15 protein-coding genes are annotated in these 17655 nt (G+C 66.0%); 11 read left to right on the top strand and 4 right to left on the bottom strand.

The genetic code is table 11. The features are described from left to right. Positions 1-78 precede the first annotated feature (78 nt). The 3 genes from HBJ55_RS00460 to HBJ55_RS00450 all read left to right on the top strand — a co-directional run bounded on the left by HBJ55_RS00460 (position 79) and on the right by HBJ55_RS00450 (position 4771). Positions 79-1239 (top strand): TAXI family TRAP transporter solute-binding subunit, encoded by a 1161-nt coding sequence (locus HBJ55_RS00460; RefSeq protein WP_167109928.1) that lies wholly within the window; start codon positions 79-81, stop codon positions 1237-1239. A 71-nt stretch (positions 1240-1310) separates the two neighbouring features. Then, positions 1311-3335: a TRAP transporter permease gene (locus HBJ55_RS00455; RefSeq protein WP_167109926.1), complete on the top strand. Its 2025-nt coding sequence runs from the start codon at positions 1311-1313 to the stop codon at positions 3333-3335. Positions 3336-3343: 8 nt separating this feature from the next. Beyond that, positions 3344-4771 (top strand): enoyl-CoA hydratase/isomerase family protein, encoded by a 1428-nt coding sequence (locus HBJ55_RS00450; RefSeq protein ID WP_167109924.1) that lies wholly within the window; start codon positions 3344-3346, stop codon positions 4769-4771. A 30-nt stretch (positions 4772-4801) separates the two neighbouring features. Here HBJ55_RS00450 and HBJ55_RS00445 read toward each other — a convergent pair whose 3' ends face one another. The 4 genes from HBJ55_RS00445 to HBJ55_RS00430 are packed head-to-tail and all read right to left on the bottom strand — an operon-like array spanning position 4802 to position 9382. Next, entirely contained in the window at positions 4802-6190 is a 1389-nt protein-coding gene (locus HBJ55_RS00445; RefSeq protein WP_167109922.1) for a hypothetical protein, read from the bottom strand. Then, entirely contained in the window at positions 6187-6612 is a 426-nt protein-coding gene (locus HBJ55_RS00440) for a PaaI family thioesterase (protein ID WP_167109920.1), read from the bottom strand. Before HBJ55_RS00440 ends, HBJ55_RS00445 begins: the two co-directional genes overlap by 4 nt. Beyond that, complete coding sequence (locus HBJ55_RS00435) at positions 6609-8231, bottom strand: class I adenylate-forming enzyme family protein (protein WP_167109918.1); 1623 nt, start codon at positions 8229-8231, stop codon at positions 6609-6611. The genes HBJ55_RS00440 and HBJ55_RS00435 overlap by 4 nt, the downstream gene beginning before the upstream one ends. Further along, a complete protein-coding gene (locus HBJ55_RS00430) occupies positions 8231-9382 on the bottom strand; it encodes an acyl-CoA dehydrogenase family protein (RefSeq protein ID WP_167109916.1) in 1152 nt (383 codons plus the stop codon). The genes HBJ55_RS00435 and HBJ55_RS00430 overlap by 1 nt, the downstream gene beginning before the upstream one ends. Positions 9383-9580: 198 nt before the next feature. Between HBJ55_RS00430 and HBJ55_RS00425 the strand changes: the two genes are divergently transcribed. From HBJ55_RS00425 to csiR, 8 genes are all read left to right on the top strand, one after another. Further along, positions 9581-11110 carry a 3-hydroxyacyl-CoA dehydrogenase gene (locus HBJ55_RS00425; protein ID WP_167109914.1) on the top strand — a complete coding sequence of 510 codons (1530 nt, stop codon included), beginning with the start codon at positions 9581-9583 and terminating at the stop codon, positions 11108-11110. Between the two features lie 20 nt (positions 11111-11130). Further along, positions 11131-12339: a 3-oxoadipyl-CoA thiolase gene (locus HBJ55_RS00420; RefSeq protein WP_167109912.1), complete on the top strand. Its 1209-nt coding sequence runs from the start codon at positions 11131-11133 to the stop codon at positions 12337-12339. Positions 12340-12432: 93 nt separating this feature from the next. Then, complete coding sequence (locus HBJ55_RS00415; RefSeq protein WP_167109910.1) at positions 12433-13248, top strand: IclR family transcriptional regulator; 816 nt, start codon at positions 12433-12435, stop codon at positions 13246-13248. A 104-nt stretch (positions 13249-13352) separates the two neighbouring features. Beyond that, positions 13353-14474 (top strand): MlaE family ABC transporter permease, encoded by a 1122-nt coding sequence (locus HBJ55_RS00410; RefSeq protein ID WP_167109908.1) that lies wholly within the window; start codon positions 13353-13355, stop codon positions 14472-14474. Next, positions 14471-15277, top strand: a complete 807-nt coding sequence (locus tag HBJ55_RS00405) for an ATP-binding cassette domain-containing protein (RefSeq protein ID WP_167109906.1) — start codon at positions 14471-14473, stop codon at positions 15275-15277. Before HBJ55_RS00410 ends, HBJ55_RS00405 begins: the two co-directional genes overlap by 4 nt. Beyond that, positions 15277-16215 carry an MlaD family protein gene (locus HBJ55_RS00400; protein WP_167109904.1) on the top strand — a complete coding sequence of 313 codons (939 nt, stop codon included), beginning with the start codon at positions 15277-15279 and terminating at the stop codon, positions 16213-16215. The genes HBJ55_RS00405 and HBJ55_RS00400 overlap by 1 nt, the downstream gene beginning before the upstream one ends. Next, positions 16212-16826 (top strand): ABC-type transport auxiliary lipoprotein family protein, encoded by a 615-nt coding sequence (locus tag HBJ55_RS00395; protein WP_167109902.1) that lies wholly within the window; start codon positions 16212-16214, stop codon positions 16824-16826. Before HBJ55_RS00400 ends, HBJ55_RS00395 begins: the two co-directional genes overlap by 4 nt. Before the next feature lie 108 nt (positions 16827-16934). Then, the gene (gene csiR, locus HBJ55_RS00390) at positions 16935-17624 is read left to right on the top strand and encodes a DNA-binding transcriptional regulator CsiR (RefSeq protein WP_167109900.1); all 690 of its coding nucleotides are present in this window, start codon (positions 16935-16937) and stop codon (positions 17622-17624) included. The last annotated feature ends 31 nt before the right edge of the window (positions 17625-17655 follow it).

Here is a 17655-nt window from a genome sequence, read left to right as displayed (position 1 = left end):
CCTAGTATCGAATGCAGTTTTCGGAACTGAATACCGCATAGCAAAACAACAATCACTTCAACAGCACAGGAGCCACCCATGCGCCAGCTGTCCCGTTCTCTCGTTCTTGCCGCACTTCCGCTCTCGCTGCTCTCTGCCAGCGTGGTCCAGGCCAACGAGATCGAACTGCCCGGTACCATGGCCTGGACCGCTTACGGAACCAACTCCAGCGGCTATGCTCAGGCGGTGGCCATCGGCAACATGTTGCAGAATCAATACGGCACCTCTGTCCGCGTCCTGCCCGGTGACAACGACGTGTCGCGCATGACCCCGCTGAAGCAGGGGCGCGTCGATCTGTGCGCCTGCGGTATCGCCAGTTACTACGGCGCCGAGGGCGTGCTCATGTTCGCCGACCGCGACTGGGGGCCGCAGCCCATCCGAGTGATCACCACCTCCACCGCCTCCTTCGGCCTGTCGCTGGCCGTGGCCGGAGATCTTGGCGTGGAAACGCCGGCGGACCTCGCCGGCAAGCGCATCGCCTACATTCGCGGCGATGATGCCCTCAACAAGGGTACCGAAGCCTACCTGGCCTTCGGCGGCCTGACGTGGGACGACGTGGAACGCGTCGACTATCCCGGCTATGCGCGATCCTTCGATGGCATCATTGCCGGCGACGTGGATGCTTCCTTCACCACCACCGTGACACCACCCGCCCAGCAGCTCGCCAGCAGCCCTAGAGGAATCAGCTGGCCGGTGCTCGACCCCGACGACGCCGATGGCTGGGAGCGCATGCTGGCGGTAGCCCCATACTTCCAGCCTCACGAAGTGACCGCCGGGGCCGGCGATGTCAGCGCCGACAACCCCGTGCCCAGCGCCAGTTACCCCTATCCGATCGTGGTGGCCAACCAGGATCTCGACGACAAGGTGGCCTACGGTCTGATCAAGGCGCTGCAGGAGAACTACGAAGAGTACAAGGATGCCGCACCGGGTGCCGTGGGCTACGCCTTCGAGCATCAGGACCTGACTTGGGTGCTGCCCTTCCATGATGCCGTGGTCGAATACTACAAGGAGATCGGCGAGTGGACCGACGAGATGCAGGCCCACCAGGACTCTCTGATCGAGCGCCAGGAGCTGCTGCTCGATACGTGGAACACCTTCCTCGAGGGTGCTCCCGACGATGAAGAAGAGTTCCGCGACGCCTGGATGCAGGCCCGCGCACAGGCGCTCACCGATGCCGGCTTCGATCCGGTCTTCGAGTGATCTGAGTCTGCAGGTAGAAGCCTGACCTCGGGGCGGCGTCGCCGCCCTTCTTCCGATTCACGGACGCCGCCATGACCACCGCCCCCTCGCCCCCCGAGTCATCAAGCCAGCTCAAGGAAAAGGTCACCCACGTGCGCCCGCTGCCCACCGTCCTGCGCTGGCTTCCCGGCGCCGTGACGGTGGCGCTGATGATGATGACCCTGGATTACCTGTTCAATCTTGGCTGGCTGCGCTTCGTTACCGGCCTGGAGACCCAATTCTATTATGCCGTGGTGGCTCTGCTGCTGCCGCTGGTCTATCTGCTGTGGCCGATCACCTCGTCGCGACAGTACCGTCCGGTGCCGTGGTACGACTATGCGCTGAGCCTTTTGACGCTGATCGTGGGTGGCTATTTCGTCTATCACGCCGAGTCTATCCTCGAGCGCGGCTGGGCCTTTGCCGCTCCCGACGCCGCGATCATCGCCAGCTATGCCTGGTGGCTGCTGATCATCGAGGCGGCTCGTCGCGCCGGGGGCTGGCCCATCGCCGTGATCGCCGCGACGTTCTCGCTCTACCCACTGGTGGCGGACATAGTGCCCGGGCCGATCCAGGCGTTTCCTTCCACCCTGGAGCAGACCGCCATGTACCACACCATGAGCACCGAGAGCATCATGGGGGTACCGCTGCAGGCCTTCGCCGGCCTGGTGATCGGCTTTCTGCTCTTCGGCGTGGTGCTGCAGAAGAGCGGTGGCGGCAAGTTCTTCATCGACCTCGCTTTCGCCCTGCTGGGCCACGTGCGTGGCGGGCCCGCCAAGGTCTCGATCTTCTCCAGCGGGCTGATGGGCTCGATGAGCGGCAGCGTGATCAGCAACGTACTGACCACCGGCGTGCTGACGATTCCCGCCATGCGCCGCATCGGCATGGGCCGCTCGTTCGCCGGCGGCGTCGAGGCCTGCGCCTCCACCGGCGGGGTGTTGATGCCCCCCGTCATGGGCGCCACCGCCTTCGTCATGGCGATGTTCCTCGACGTACCCTACGCCGCCGTGGCGCTGGCCGCGGTCATTCCCTCGATCCTCTATTTTCTCGGTCTGTTCATCCAGATCGATGCCTACGCCGCGCGCCACGACATCAAGGGCCTGCCCGCCGAGGAACTGCCTTCCCTGTGGCATACCCTCAAGCAGGGGTGGTATTTCATCTTCGTCTTCGCCCTGCTCGTGTGGATGCTGTTGATCATGCAGCGCGAAGCCGTGGCACCGTTCTACGCCACTGCCCTGCTGCTGGTGCTCAACCAGTTCTCTCCCCGTAACCGCTGGGGGCTGCGCGAGCTAGGCGAATCGCTCTCCTCGGCGGCCAAGCTGTTCGCCGAACTGGTCGCCATCCTCGCCGGCGTCGGCATGTTGGTCGGCGCACTGTCGATGACCGGGCTATCCGGCACCATCGCCAACGACTTCATTCATATCGCCGGGGGCAGCGTGCCGCTGCTGCTGATCATGGGCGCGCTGACCAGCTTCGTGCTGGGTATCGGCATGACCGTCACCGCCGCCTACATCTTCCTTGCCGTGGCGCTGGCACCCGCTCTGATCCAGGGCGGCGGGCTCGATCCCATGGCGGTGCACATGTTCATCCTCTACTGGGGCATGCTCAGCTTCATCACGCCTCCCGTCGCGCTCGGCGCCTTCGCCGCCGCCACCGTGGCCGGCGCGCGCCCCATGGCTACCGGCCTGCAGGCCATGCGCCTGGGCAGCGTGATCTACTTCATCCCGTTCCTGTTCGTGCTCAACCCGGCGCTGATCATGCAGGGCGAGCCGCTCCAGATCGGCCTGGTATTCGTCCAGGCGCTGGTGGGCATCGTGCTGTTCGCCTCGGCCATGCAGGGCTATTTGATCGGGGTGGGTCGGTTGGGTACCGGCATCGTCTCGGAGTGCATTGCGCGCGCCCTGGTACTGCTGGCCGGCCTCATGCTTGCCCTGCCGGGCGGCGGCATGGTACCGCTCTCCCAGCTTGAGCTGTTCGCCATCGCGCTGGCCGCCCTCATTCCCGCCGTCGTGCTGTCTCGCTGGAGCCAGCGCCGGGCCGGGCAACGCGCGTCGCGTCTGACCTCACCCATCGATTCATGAGGAACCGCATGACGTCTCCCGTCAGCTACCATCGTCACGGCGACATCGGCGTGATCGCCATCGACAATCCACCGGTCAACGCCCTGGGCCAGGCCGTGCGCCAAGGCCTGGTGGAGGCCGTCGCCCAGGGCAACGAGGACACCGAGGCCCGCGTCCTGGTGCTCGTCGCCCGCGGCCGCACCTTCATTGCCGGTGCCGACATCCGCGAGTTCGGCAAACCACCCCAGGCGCCGATCCTGCCCGAGGTGATCGCCCACCTCGAAGCCAGCGCCAAGCCCATCGTCGCCGCCCTGCACGGCACGCCGCTCGGCGGCGGGCTCGAGGTGGCGCTGGGCTGCCAGCTACGCGTGGCGCTGCCCGGCACCAAGGTCGGCCTGCCCGAGGTCAAGCTGGGGCTGCTGCCCGGCGCCGGCGGCACCCAGCGCCTGCCACGGCTCGCCGGCATCGAGGCGGCGCTGGACCTGATTACCAGCGGGCGGTTCGCCTCCACCGACGAGGCGCTCAAGCTCGGTATCGTCGATGCCGTGCTCGAAGTCGACGATCCGATCGAGGCTGGGCTGGCAGCGGCACGCGACGTGCTCGACGGCAGGCGAACGCCGCGCGTCACCGGCGAACTTCCGCCACCCGCGGCCGATCACGAGGCTGTCGAACGCTATCGTGCGAAGCTTATGGCCGAGGTGCCGGAGCTCTTCTCGCCCTTCCGCTGTATCGACGCCATCGCCGCGAGCAGCGAAGGAAGCCTCGCCGACGGCCTGCGCCGCGAGCGCGAGCTGTTCCTTGCCTGCATGGATTCGCCCCAGCGCGCCGGGTTGATTCACGCCTTCTTCGCTGCCCGCTCCCCGCACAAGGTGCCCGGCGCCGGCGAGGCGCCCGAGCCGACCTGCATCGCCCTGCTCGGTGAGCATCCGCTATTCGCCCGCCTGCGGGGCGCCGCCGAGCGCGCCGGCATCAAGCTTACCGAGCACCCCGATGGAGATACTCAAGCCTGCATCGTTGCCCCCGGAGCCGCTCCGGCCTGTCCCGCCCACTGCCTGCACATCGCCCTGCTGTCGAGCGTGGAGGCGGCCGACCTCGATTCCATCGACGCCGACCTGGCCTTGGTCACGCCTGATGCAGCTGGCCTGGCGGAGCTGGTCGCGCTGCGCGCCGACGCCACGCAGCAGCAGGCCACGGCCAACGCGCTGAAGGCGCTACGCCAGGCAGTCGTGGTGAGCCGCCAAGGCAGCCTGTTGGCCACTCTGAGCAGCGCGGCCCGCGACGATGGCGTCAACCCACACGCGGCGATGGAGGCGGCGAGCCTGATGCTGGCCGAGCGCGGCTGGGCCTACCGCGAGAGCGATATCGACCTGCTCGCCATCGAGGCACTCGGCTACCCGCGCCACCTGGGCGGACCCCACCGCCAGGCCATCTTGCGCCTTGATAGCGAGCGTGCCTGAAGGCACTCGGAGGCATCGGGCAAGACCCCATCACCATGGTGCAATCAGAAACCAGGCCGACAACAGCGGAATGCAGGCCAGCAGGAAACGCGCATTCCAACGATAGCCGATGCGGGTCGATGCCACGCCGGTGAAGCGCGACAGGATCAACATCGAGGCCGTCATCGGCGATGACATCAAGGCCAGCGCCCACCCTACCATCAGGGAGGCCCCCGTTATGGCGGGCGACAGGCCGTCAATGGGCAGCGTGGGGAGCAGTCCGACCAGCAGGGTGACGGTAACGATCGGATTGATCCCCACCTGGGCGAGCACGACCACCATCAGCATGGCCAGCACGGCGTTCGCCGCGCCCAGGGAACCCAACAACGCCATGAGCGGCCCCAGGCTCTCTACATCGATCAGGCTGACGCACAGATGGCCCAGGTACCCCGCCGCGCCCAGCACCACCACTTCGTTGGCGCTGGGCGTCAGCAGCCAGGGCAGTTGGCGCTGCAGGCTGACGAATGCCGCGGGAATCCCCAGCGCACCCAGCCGACGGCGCTGCCAGGCCAACCAGGCCAGTGCGCCAAGCGGCGCCCCGAGCAAGGCGGCAATGGGCAAGCGGACGTCTAGCGCCCATGCCAGCAGAAACACCAGTGAGACGATCCCCACCAGCAGCAGGCAAAACCGACCGAGCGGTGCCAGGGACGGTGCGGGCAGCGCCGCCTTGCGGGCGACGGGATGCGGGCCAGTGAAGTGGTCGATACCCCACCCTACCAGGAAGATGACCAGGGCGGCCCCGATCACGTAGGGCGCCAGGTCGAGCCAGCGCAGCTCGGGCAAGTTGGAGAGCACTACCGCTACCCCGATGCCCATCGGCGAGATCAAGGGTGCCAGGGCGAAGCCGCGCAGCAAGGCCAGCATCATCCGCCGCTGTCGCGCCTGCTGGACCCAGGCACGGCCTTGGGCCGCCACCAGGGTATTGCTCTTCTCGATCATCGCGGCGAACAGATTGAGCACGCCGATGTTGAGAATGACACCGAACAGGGCGGAGCCGATGGAAAGAATCGGATAGCGGCGCCCCGGGGGCTGCAGCAGCATGGCCCGGCCGCAGCGGCGCACGAGCCGTGAACGATAGGCCGGCAGGCGCAGCAGGCTCAGCGCCACCACGAAGGTGGCAAAGAAGGCGAAGCGGCCGGCGGCCTCGAAAAGCAACCGACCGGGGGCATCGGCGTGCCATAACGCGGCCAGCGTCATCACCGCGGCTGCAACGAGCAGAGCACGGGCTATGGCCGTCAATCTGCCCCGCAGGGAGACCAGGTAGGCCAACAGCGCAAGCACGCCAACGGCTTGCGGGACGATGCTGCCGGAAACGAGGTGGGCCAGGGTAGCCAGCGTGACCAGCGCCAGCAGGCCGGTGCGCTGACGCGCCGCTGTCACTCGGCAATGCCCTCGGGTGACTCGCTGCCGCTGCGGCGCCGAAACGCACCTTCGGCCATCGCCAGCAGCTGACCCTGGGCATCGATGATTTCGCCGCTGGCCATGTAGACCTTGCGTCCGCCGCCACGCACCCTGCCGGTGGCCCGCAGCACGCCGGGACCGGCGGGTCCGACGAAGGTGGTCGCAAGCGAAAGCGTCATGCCGCGACGCACTCGCCCAGGTATCTCGCAATGAAGCCCGGCCAGACTGAGCGCGCTGTCGAGCATGGAGCCGAGCACGCCGCCATGCACGATACCGCTGCGATTGAGATGGCGCTCGTCCGCCACCAGCTCGACCACGGCGATGCCCTCCGACCACTCCACCACGCGCATGCCGAGCAGTTCGAAATAGCCCATCGTCGGCGGGTGAGAAAGCTCGCTCATGCCGTGCCCTCCCGGCTGGCTAGTTCGCGCAGGCGACCCTTGAGGATCTTGCCGCTGGCGGTGGCCGGCAGCGCATCCATCAGCACCAGTTGCGTGGGCCGCTTGTACGGGGCCAGGCGCTCGGCGATGAAAGCCTTTAGCTCACTCACCTCGACGCGGGCGCCGGGCTCGCACTGGACGAAGGCGACCACCTCTTCGTTGCCGTCCACCTGGCGCCCCACTACCGCCGACAGGGTGACGTCGGGGTGTTCGTTGATCACCGCCTCGACGTCGGGCGGATAGATATTGAAACCGGAGCGGATGATCAGCTCCTTGCTGCGACCGACGATATAGAGTTGCCCGTTTTCATCGAAGCGGGCGATGTCGCCGGTGTTCAGCCACCCCTCTTCGGTGAGGCAGGCGCGCGTCGCCGCCGGCTGGCGAAAATACCCTTTCATCACGTTGGGACCACGCACCCACAGCTCACCGACTCCTGCATGGTCCGGTTCGTCCTCGCCGGCATCACCCAGCGGTTCGAGGCGATACTCCAGCAGCGGCAGTATGCGCCCCACGGTATTGCTGTCGAAGCGATCGTCGATGCGGGTCTGGCTGATGGTCGGGCTCGCCTCGGTGAGACCGTAGCCGTTGTGCAGGGTGAGGCCGAACAGCGCCTCGACCCGGCGCTTGAGATCGCCGTCGAGTGGTGAGCCGCCGGCCGAGATGTAGCGCAGCGCGGGAGCGACGAGCGATCGCTCCTCGCGACGCAGGAATTCCAGTGTGCGCGCGAACATCGCCGGCACGCCCTGCAGCACGGTGATGCGCTCACGCTCCAGCGTCTCGAGCATGACGGCGGCGTCGAAGCGCGGCACGGTGTAGAGGCAGGCGCCGTTGTAGAGCGAGCCTAGGCACACCGACGACAGGCCGAACACGTGCGACATCGGCAACACGGCATAGACCCGTTCGCCCTCGCCGAGATGCCGCATGCCGCCTGAGAGCGAGGCGATATACAGGATGCCCCGATGGGTCAGCATCACGCCCTTGGGCGTGCCGGTGGTGCCCGAGGTATAGATCATCGCCGCGACCTGGTCGGCACCGCTGGCCGCGACCGGCTCGGGATCGACATCAGCCAGTGGCGCCAGCCGCAGCCGGCCCAGCGACGGATGCTCGAACGCCTCGGCGCCGTGCCGCTCGCCATGGGACTCGGCGTCTGACGAGGCCTCGCTGGTATAGAACACCCGGCGCGGCTGGCAGTTGTTGCGGATGGCGTCGACTTCCTGGGCCGAGAGCCGTGAATTGACGATGGCTACCCACACGTTGCGCTCGCTGGCCGCCAGCAGCAGCACGACCTGGGCCCGGCCGTTTTCGCTCACCGTCATGATGCGATCGCCGGGACGGATGCCCAGCGTGTCGAGCCACTCGGCGGCGGCACGGATCTCGCGTCCCAGTTCGGCATAGCTCCAGCGCACCTCGCCGTCGACCAGCGCCGGCTGGCCGGCCAGGCGCTCGGCGTTGTCCAGCACCCGGGTGCTGAGTCGCTCGGGCAGCTCGGCCACCAGGTTGCTCGCCAAGCGACCGAAGATCTTCTCGTCCGGCGCCCGACGTGGCGCCGAGAGAGCCGTCAGCCCACCTTCGAGAGCCATCAGCTCACCTCCCGCACCATGTTGCGGGCGATCACCAGTTGCTGGATCTGGGTGGTGCCTTCATAGATGCGGAACAGGCGCACGTCACGGTAGAAGCGTTCCACCGCGTATTCGGCAATATAGCCGGCGCCGCCATGCACCTGCACCGCACGGTCGGCGACGCGCCCCACCATCTCGGCGCAGAACAGCTTGCAGCAGGACGCCAGCGTCGATACGTTCTCGCCGGTGTCCTTGCGCCGCGCGGCATCGAGCACCATGCTACGGCCGGCATAGGCCTCGGTCTTGCTGTCGGCGAGCATCGCCTGGACCAGCTGATGCTCGGCCAGCGGCACGCCGAACTGCTTGCGTTCGATGGCGTAGTTGAGCGACTCCTCGACCAGCCGTTCGGCTACGCCCACGCACACCGCCGAGATATGCAGACGGCCGCGGTCGAGCACCTTCATCGCGGTCTTGAAGCCCTGCCCTTCGCGTCCGCCGATAATGTTTGCGGCCGGCACCCGGCAGTCCTCGAAGATGATGTCACAGGTGTGCGCGCCCTTCTGGCCCATCTTCTTGTCGGCCGGCCCGCGCTTGAGCCCCGGGGTATCGCCTTCGACGATGAAGGCAGTGATGCCACCGGCGCCCTTGTTGCTCGGGTCGGTTCGCGCCATCACCGTGAAGACGTCGGCTTCGGGGCCGTTGGTGATGAAGCGCTTGGTGCCGTTGAGCACATAATGGTCGCCGTCGCGTACTGCAGTGGTACGCAGACTGGCGGCATCGGAGCCGGAATCGGGCTCGGTGAGGCAAAAGGCGCTGAGTAGCTCGCCGGTGGCCAGGCGCGGCACGTACCTGGCCTTCTGCTCCGGCGTTCCGTCGATCAGGATGCCCTGGGCGCCGATACCATTGTTGGTGCCGAAGACCGAGCGGAAGGCCGGCGAGGTCTTGCCGAGTTCCATCGCCACCAGCGCCTCCTCCTCCATGGTCAGGCCCAGACCACCGAACTCCTCGGGTATCGACAAACCGAACAGGCCGATTTCCTTCATTTCCACCAGCAGCTCGGTCGGTACGGCGTCCTCATCCGCCAGCCGCGCTTCATTGGGAATCAAGCGCTCGCGCACGAAGCGGGAAATGGTATCGATGAGCTGATCGAGCAGTTCGGGATCGCGAATCATGGCATGTCCTCACGAAGTGGCAGGCGAATCCTGGCCGGGGCCTTGAAATGTCGGGCTTCATCTGCCCAAATTTCGCATAGCAGAACGAAAGATCGCTTTTTATTGTCAGGCACTGTTGCATAGCCTAGGATGGCGGTCAATAAAACAAAATCATGTTTTGCTATGCGAAACAAAAACACGACCAGAGAGGACGTCATCATGTCGAATGGCATATCGCCGCCCCGCTCCCCCTTCCATACGCTGGGTATCGTCGGCACTGGCGCCATGGGCCGGGGTATCGCCCAGATCGCCGCCCAGGCCGGCTTGACCGTCTATCTCCACGACCTGCGCGAAGGGGCCGTAGCCGAAGCCCAGGAATTCATCGGAGGCATGTGGTCACGCGGCGTAGAAAAGCAGCGCTTGAGCGAAGCCGATGCCGAGCTCTATCGGTCCAGCCTGAAGGGAGCCACCAGTCTTGCTGAGCTTGCCGAGTGCGACATCGTCGTCGAGGCCATCGTCGAGAAGCTCGAGGCCAAGCAGGCTCTCTTCACCGAGCTCGAGGAGATACTCGACGACCGTGCGGTACTGGCCACCAATACCTCCTCGCTTTCGGTGACTGCCATCGCCTCGGCCTGCCGCCACCCTGAACGGGTGATCGGCTTCCACTTCTTCAATCCCGTGCCGCTGATGAAGATCGTCGAGGTGATTCCGGGGCTGCGCACCGCTGATGATGTGGCCGACAACGTCGAGGCGCTGGGCCATGCGATGGGCCACTTCACCGCCCGTGCCACCGATACGCCGGGGTTCCTGGTCAACCACGCCGGTCGCGCCTACGGCACCGAGGCGCTACGCATCCTCGGCGAAAGGGTCACCAACCCCGCCACCATCGACCGCATCCTGGTCGATCAGGGCGGCTTTCGCATGGGGCCGTTCGCCCTGCTCGACCTCACCGGGCTCGACGTCTCCCATGCGGTGATGGAGTCGATTTATCACCAGTACTATGAAGAACCGCGTTTTCGCCCTTCGCCACTGACCCGCCAGCGGCTGACCGCCGGCCTGCTCGGGCGCAAGAGCGGCGAAGGCTTCTACCGCTACGTCGACGGCAAGCCGCAGGTGCCCGAGGAGCCGCCACTGCCCGAGGCCGATCCGCGACCGGTATGGATCGGCGCCGAGGAGACGGATGCTCGGCAGGCGCTGGTCACTCTGGTGCAAGCTGCCGATTGGCCGCTGGAGAACGGCGAGGCCCCCTCTCAGGATGCGCTGTGTCTGCTCGCCCCGTTGGGCGAGGATGCCACCGGCTGCGCCCTGCGCCTGGGCCTGCCGGCCGAGCGCTGCGTGGCCGTAGACATGCTGGCCGGTCTCGACAAGCGCCGCTCGCTGATGACCACGCCGACTACCCACACGGAATACCGCGACGCCGCCATGGCTCTGCTTGGCCACGACGACACGCCGGTCAGTGCCTTGGACGACAGCAACGGGTTCGTGCTGCAGCGCGTGGTGGCCTGCATCGTCAACGTCGGCAGCGAGATCGCCCAGCAGGGCGTGGCCGAGCCGACGACCATCGATCGCGCCGTGGAACTGGGGCTCGGCTACCCCTACGGGCCGCTAGCCATGGGCGACCACTATGGCAGTCGCCGCATCCTCACCGTTCTCGACAACATGCTGGCTGCCACCGGCGATCCGCGCTATCGCGCCAGCCCCTGGCTGCGCCGCCGTGCCAGTCTCGGCCTGCCGCTGACGTCGGCTTGAGGCATCCAAGGAGACTCTTCATGCAAGACGCCTATATCTTCGATGGCCTGCGCACCCCCTTCGGCCGGCATGGCGGCAGCCTGGCAGGGATCCGTCCCGACGACCTGCTGGGTCACGTGCTCAAGGCACTCGTTGAGCGCAACGCCTTCGCTGCCGAGGCCTACGAGGAAGTGCTGGCCGGCTGCACCAATCAGGCCGGCGAGGACTCGCGCAACGTGGCTCGCCATGCCGGACTGGTGGCCGGCTTGCCGGTGGAGATCGCGGCTCAGACAGTCAACCGGCTGTGCGGCAGCGGCCTGGCGGCGGTAATCGACGCCGCCCGCGCCACGCGCCTCGGCGAGGGTGAGCTGTTCCTCGCCGGCGGAGTCGAGTCGATGTCCCGCGCGCCCTATGTGCTGGGCAAGGCCGAGTCACCCTTCGCCCGAAACCAGCCGATGTATGACACCGTGATCGGCTCGCGCTTTCCCAACCCCTGGATCGTCCGCGAGTACGGTAGCCACAGCATGCCGGAGACCGCCGACAACGTGGCCCATGAGCTCGGCATCGGGCGCGACGCCAGCGATGCCTTCGCCGCACGCTCCCAAGCGCGCTACGCCGCGGCCCAGGCCCGCGGGTTCTATGACAACGAGCTGCTCACCGTCGAGGTTCCTCAGGGCCGCAAGCAGCCGCCGCTGAGCGTGGATCGCGACGAGCATCCGCGCCCGGGCACCGATGTCGACAAACTGGCGCGGCTCGGTCCGCTGTTCGAGGGCGGCGTGGTCACGGCCGGCAACGCCTCGGGACTCAACGACGGCGCTGCGGCGCTGATCGTCGGCAGCCTGGCGGCCGGTGAACGTGCCGGTATCGCGCCGCGGGCGCGTATCGTCGCCAGCGCCGTGGCCGGCGTGCCGCCGCGGGTGATGGGCCTGGGCCCCGTCCCGGCCAGTCGCAAGGCGCTGGAGCGAGCCGGACTCGCCTTGGAGCAGATGGACGTCATCGAGATCAACGAGGCCTTCGCCGTGCAGGTCCTGGGCTGCGTCGAGCAGTTGAGCATCGCCGCCGAGGACGAGCGCCTCAACGCCAACGGCAGCGCCATCGCCATCGGTCATCCGCTGGGTGCCTCCGGCGCCCGCCTGGCCCTGACCGCCCTGCGTCAACTGGAGGCGAGCGGAGGCCGCTACGCCCTGGTGACCATGTGCATCGGTGTCGGCCAGGGCATCGCCTGTATCCTGGAGAGACTGGATGCCTAGCCGACCGTGCGTTATCCCGCGGCGCTGTCGCCAACGGACCCGATTCGGGGCGATATGCGATACTTCGCCAAACGTTTGCCACAGGGAATTTCCATGAACAAGCCCGCACCGCTGGAAGACGACCAGGAGGCTCCGGCCAAGGATCGCAACTTCGTCACTGCCCTGGCCCGAGGCCTGCAATTGCTGCGCGCTTTTGGTACCGGCGAGGAGTACCTGGGCAATGCGGAACTCTCCAGTCGCACCGGCATTCCACGGCCGACGGTGTCACGCTTGACCTACACGCTGACCCAGCTCGGCTACCTGCGTCACAATACCCGGCTGGAGAAGTACCGCCTGGGGCCGGGCATCCTGGCGCTGGGCTATCGCTTCCTGGCAAGCCAGGGCATTCGCGAAATCGCACGCCCCTTCATGCAGCAGTTTGCCGAGGCCACGGACTGCAACGTCAGCCTGGGGGCGGCAGACAAGAACGACATCTTGTACATCGAGAGCTGTCATGGCAGCGGCCCGCTGATCGTGCGCCTCGACGTGGGCTCGCGGCTACCGATGGCGACCACGGCAATTGGCCGAGCCTGGCTATGCGGCCTTCCGGAGGCGCGCCGCGAGGCGGTGCTGGTAGAACTCGCCAAGGCGCATGGGAACGATTGGCCCGCACTCGAGAAGGGCATACGGCGCAGCCAGGAAGATTATGCCCGCTATGGCTTCTGCCTTTCCGAAGGTGATTGGCAATCCCAGATCAGCGCCGTTGCCACCCCGCTCATTCTCGAGGATGGCGCCGAGGTCATGGCCATCAACTGCGGTGGTGCCGCGCACCGGCTCGGCCACTCGATCATGGTCGACAACCTGGGGCCGCGGCTCAAGGAAGTGGCAAGGCGCATCCTCGCCGAATTGCAGCACGGCAATGGCCAGTAGCAGCGGTAGCGGCCAGCGATCGCTGTCGCCTAACGGCGTATGACGATATAGTGATGGTGAGATGCCCAAGGGCACCATTTTCACGAAGAGATGGACGACTCGCCATGCCCGACACTGCTTCGCGTCCCGGCATGCTGGAGCAGGATGCCCATCGTCTGAGCGCCGTTGGCGACTGGACACTGCCACACTATGCCAGGCTGCGGGAGGCCGTGGCCAAGGTCCACGAGGTTGAATCGATCGACCTGCAGAGACTCGGCGAGCTGGACACCTCCGGCGCTGCCCTGCTGGTCGACCTGCTGGGTCCCGACAGCGTGCGCGAGATCGCCCAATGGGCGCCGAACCTGCCCGCTGAACGGCAGGCCTTGCTCAAGGCCGTCGCCGATGCCAATCGCAATCCTCTGTTTGCACCGCCAGTGCCTCGCGGCAACCCGCTCGCGGCACTGGCGGGGCTTGGTCAGGTCGCCGAGCTGCTCGCAAGACAGCAGCTCAGGCTCGTTGCCTTCATCGGGCTGACGCTGAGCACGTTGCTGAAAACGTTATTCACTCCCTGGCGCTGGCGAATCACCTCGCTGTCGGCACACGTTCAGCAGACCGGGCTCAACGCCATTCCCATAGTGGCCCTGCTCACCTTTCTGGTCGGCGCGGTGGTGGCCTTCCTCGGCGCCACCGTACTGCGCGATTTCGGCGCAACCATCTACACCGTCAATCTGGTGACCTACTCCTTCCTACGCGAGTTCGGCATACTTCTGGCGGCAATCTTGCTGGCCGGCCGCACCGCCAGTGCCTTCACCGCGCAGATCGGCTCGATGAAAGCCAACGAGGAACTCGATGCGCTGCGCGCCCAGGGGCTCGACCCCATGGAAATGCTGGTGCTACCCAGGGTACTGGCGATGATGATCAGCTTGCCGATCCTGGCCCTGATCGGCATGCTCAGCGGCATGCTGGGAGGGGCGGTGGTATGTGCCATGGCCCTCGACATCACCTCCACTCAGTTCCTCACCATTCTCCAGCGCGACATTCCGCTGGAGCATTTTTTGGTGGGCATCGGCAAGGCGCCACTGTTCGCCTTCGTCATCGCCGTGATCGGTTGCCTGGAAGGCTTCAAGGCCGGCGCCAGCGCCCAATCGGTTGGTGAGCACACCACCTCCAGCGTGGTGCAATCGATCTTCATGGTAATTCTGCTCGATGCGCTCGCCGCGCTGTTTTTCATGGAGATGGGTTGGTGAATCAGACGGGAGAAGCCATCGTCGAGATACGCAGCCTGGTCAATCGCTTCGGCGATCATGTGGTTCACGAAGGGCTCGACCTGGACATACGGCGTGGTGAGATTCTTGGCGTGGTGGGCGGCTCCGGTACCGGCAAGTCGGTTCTGCTTCGCAGCATCGTCGGGCTCAAGCAGCCCGACGGCGGCAGCATCCGCGTTTTCGGCAAAGACCTGCAGCGCCTGCCTTCCGCCCAGCGAACCCAGATCGAGCGCCGCTTCGGTGTGCTGTTCCAGCGCGGCGCTCTGTTCTCCTCGCTCAATTTGCAGGAGAACGTGGCTCTGCCGCTGTTCGAGCACGCCGGCCTGTCGCGGTCCGACGCCGAGCGCCTGGCACGGGTCAAGCTGGCGCTTGCGGGGCTGCCGCCCGAGGCCGCCCGGTTAAACCCGGCGGAACTCTCCGGCGGCATGGTCAAACGTGCCGCGCTCGCTCGCGCCTTGGCCCTCGATCCCGAAGTGCTGTTCCTCGACGAGCCCACCGCCGGGCTCGACCCGATCGGTGCCGCCGCCTTCGACCGCTTGATCATGACCCTGCGCGATGCGCTGGGCTTCAGCGTCTTTCTGGTCACGCACGATCTCGATACGCTGTACTCGAGCTGCGACCGGGTCGCCGTCATCGCCGACAAGCGAGTCCTGGTGGCCGATTCATTGGCCACGGTAGAAGCCACCGACGACCCCTGGATACGCGACTATTTCCACGGCCCCAGAGGCCGGGCCGCCAGCCTGGCGGCAAGACACCATTCGTCACCGCAGGGGGAGAGACGCTGATGGAGACCCGCGCACACCACGTCGTCATCGGCCTTTTCGTCGTACTGGCGGCCATCGGCGGGGCACTGTTCGCGCTCTGGCTGAACCAGAGTACCCGCGACCAGACCTATACCCAGTATGAAGTTCTTTTTCATCATGGCGTCAGCGGCCTGTCGGAAGGCAACGCCGTGGAGTACAGCGGCGTTCGGGTCGGAGAGGTAGACAGCCTGCACCTCGATCCCGCCGACCCTCGCAACGTTCTGGCGTTGATTCGCGTCGAAAGCCAGGTGCCGATCCGGCAGGATACCCGGGCACGCCTGGCCCTGGCCAACATCACCGGCAGCATGTCCATCCAGTTGCATGGAGGCGCCCCGGATAGCCCTCTGCTGGTTACCCAAGGCGACCGGCCACCACGCATCACCGCCGACCAGTCGCCGCTGAGCGCCATGCTCAGCGACAGCGAGGAGCTGCTGGGCAACGTCAATCGCGTGCTTTCGCGTTTGGAGGCGGTGCTTTCGGAAGAGAACGTGCACAACGTCGAACGGATACTGGCCAACCTGGAGCGCACCACGGCCCAGCTAGCCAGTCTCGGCGACGCGCCCGGAAATCTGGCCGAACGCCTGAACGAAGTATCCCAGGAAGCCGCTCGAGCACTCACCGAAATTCGTGCGCTAGCCAACCGTACCGGCGGCATGATGCAGGGCCATGCGGAAGGCATGCTGGTGGACGCCCGCCAGGTCACTGCCAGCCTGGCACGCACCGCCCAAAGCCTGGAATCACTGTTGGAGGACAACCAAGGGGCACTGGAGAGCGGCTTGCGTGGCGTGCAGGGCTTGGGACCGGCGACCCTGGAACTACGCGACACGCTCTCTTCGCTGAACCGTCTGATGCGTCGCCTGGAGGATAACCCGCGCGCCTTTCTGCTGGGACGCGATCGCGTCGAGGAGTTCAGCCCATGAGGCATCGCTTGCCACTGCCAGCAGTGATGGCAGTCCTTCTGTCACTGTTCGGCTGCGGCCTGGTGCCGGAGCGCACCCCGATCGTACTGTATGAACTGCCCGCTCGCAGCCTCGATCCAGCACCTCAAACGGACGAGCGAATCGAAGCGACACTGCGTCTGGCAACCCCGCGTGCCACCGGCCTGCTCGATGGCTCGCGAATTCTTGTCGTCCCGTTGCCCAACCAGCCACGAGCCTACGAAGGTTCACGTTGGGCCGACGGCATGCCACAGCTCATCCGCAACCGCCTGCTCGATGCCTTTCAGGATGATGGGCGCATCATGCACCTGGTGCATGACGACAGTGCCGTGTCGGCCGACACGGAACTGCTCAGCGACCTGCGCACCTTTCACAGCGAATACCAAGACGACCTGCCCGTGGCAACGCTGCGCCTCGACGTCAGGCTGATCGACACCCGCTCGCAGCGAATCTTGGCCAGCCGTCGCTTCGTCCAGCAACAGCGCGCGGAGAGTGAGGCCATCCCCGACGTGGTCGACGCCTTCGGCATGGCGGCGGACAGGCTGGCACGCGGTCTGGTCGACTGGACTGCAGCGCAGATCGATCGGCGCTGAGCTGTACCAGACCACTTGAAGGCATAGAGACTTGGCAGAACGTCGAGCGATTACCAGCAACGTTAGCGATTGGTTATCATGCTCGGCAACTTCAAGGGAACAACGACCATGACGATGGATACGCCACGCCAGAATCTCGGTATCAGCGCCTACAGCTGGCTCAAGCACGACATCATTCGCGGTGTGTTCCGGCCCGGCGAAAAGCTATTGATGAGCCGGCTCAAGGAGCGCTACGGGCTAGGTATCGGCCCACTGCGCGAAGCCCTCTCCCAGCTCGTCGCCGAGCGCCTGGTAGTGGCCATCAGCCAGCGTGGCTACCGGGTCGCCCCCATGTCGCTGGCCGAACTCAACGATCTCTACGATGCCCGCGCCCATCTCGAAGGGCTGCTGCTCAAGCTTGCCATCGAGCGCGGCGACGACGGCTGGGAGGCCGACATCCTGGCCAAGGCGCATACCCTGTCAAAGGTCATGGAAGTGAACTCCCCCGACGAGCTGCTGGATGTCTGGGATGCACGGCACAAGGCCTTCCATACGGCGATCGTGAGCGGCTGTCGCTCGCCCCATCTGCTGCAGGTACGCGACAGTCTGTTCGATCAGGTCGAGCGCTACCGACACCTGTGGTTGCGCGAGACGGTATTTTCCGAGGAGGCGCTGGAGCGTAAGCGTCAGGAGCATGCCGCTCTGGTCGAGGTGATACTCGAGCGTCAGGCCGCACGCGCCGCCGAGATGATGCGTGAGCACCTGATGACTCCGGTTCCGATCATCACCGAAGTGATGACCCGCCGCGGCCTGGCCTGACACGCCCCTCTTCTCGGTCTCTCTGCCTTCG

This window comes from Billgrantia bachuensis, assembly GCF_011742165.1.
Lineage (GTDB): Bacteria > Pseudomonadota > Gammaproteobacteria > Pseudomonadales > Halomonadaceae > Halomonas > Halomonas bachuensis.
This window is presented reverse-complemented; position numbering and strand designations above follow the sequence as displayed.

Bases quoted from the DNA above. Each gene is read 5' to 3' on its own strand.
- HBJ55_RS00460 (WP_167109928.1), top strand. From the start codon at position 79: ATGCGCCAGCTGTCCCGTTCTCTCGTTCTTGCCGCACTTCCGCTCTCG.
- HBJ55_RS00410 (WP_167109908.1), top strand. From the start codon at position 13,353: ATGCCCGACACTGCTTCGCGTCCCGGCATGCTGGAGCAGGATGCCCAT.
- HBJ55_RS00430 (WP_167109916.1), bottom strand. From the start codon at position 9,382: ATGATTCGCGATCCCGAACTGCTCGATCAGCTCATCGATACCATTTCC.
- HBJ55_RS00450 (WP_167109924.1), top strand. From the start codon at position 3,344: ATGACGTCTCCCGTCAGCTACCATCGTCACGGCGACATCGGCGTGATC.
- HBJ55_RS00415 (WP_167109910.1), top strand. From the start codon at position 12,433: ATGAACAAGCCCGCACCGCTGGAAGACGACCAGGAGGCTCCGGCCAAG.
- HBJ55_RS00435 (WP_167109918.1), bottom strand. From the start codon at position 8,231: ATGGCTCTCGAAGGTGGGCTGACGGCTCTCTCGGCGCCACGTCGGGCG.
- HBJ55_RS00440 (WP_167109920.1), bottom strand. From the start codon at position 6,612: ATGAGCGAGCTTTCTCACCCGCCGACGATGGGCTATTTCGAACTGCTC.
- HBJ55_RS00400 (WP_167109904.1), top strand. From the start codon at position 15,277: ATGGAGACCCGCGCACACCACGTCGTCATCGGCCTTTTCGTCGTACTG.
- HBJ55_RS00395 (WP_167109902.1), top strand. From the start codon at position 16,212: ATGAGGCATCGCTTGCCACTGCCAGCAGTGATGGCAGTCCTTCTGTCA.
- HBJ55_RS00420 (WP_167109912.1), top strand. From the start codon at position 11,131: ATGCAAGACGCCTATATCTTCGATGGCCTGCGCACCCCCTTCGGCCGG.
- HBJ55_RS00455 (WP_167109926.1), top strand. From the start codon at position 1,311: ATGACCACCGCCCCCTCGCCCCCCGAGTCATCAAGCCAGCTCAAGGAA.
- HBJ55_RS00425 (WP_167109914.1), top strand. From the start codon at position 9,581: ATGTCGAATGGCATATCGCCGCCCCGCTCCCCCTTCCATACGCTGGGT.
- csiR (WP_167109900.1), top strand. From the start codon at position 16,935: ATGACGATGGATACGCCACGCCAGAATCTCGGTATCAGCGCCTACAGC.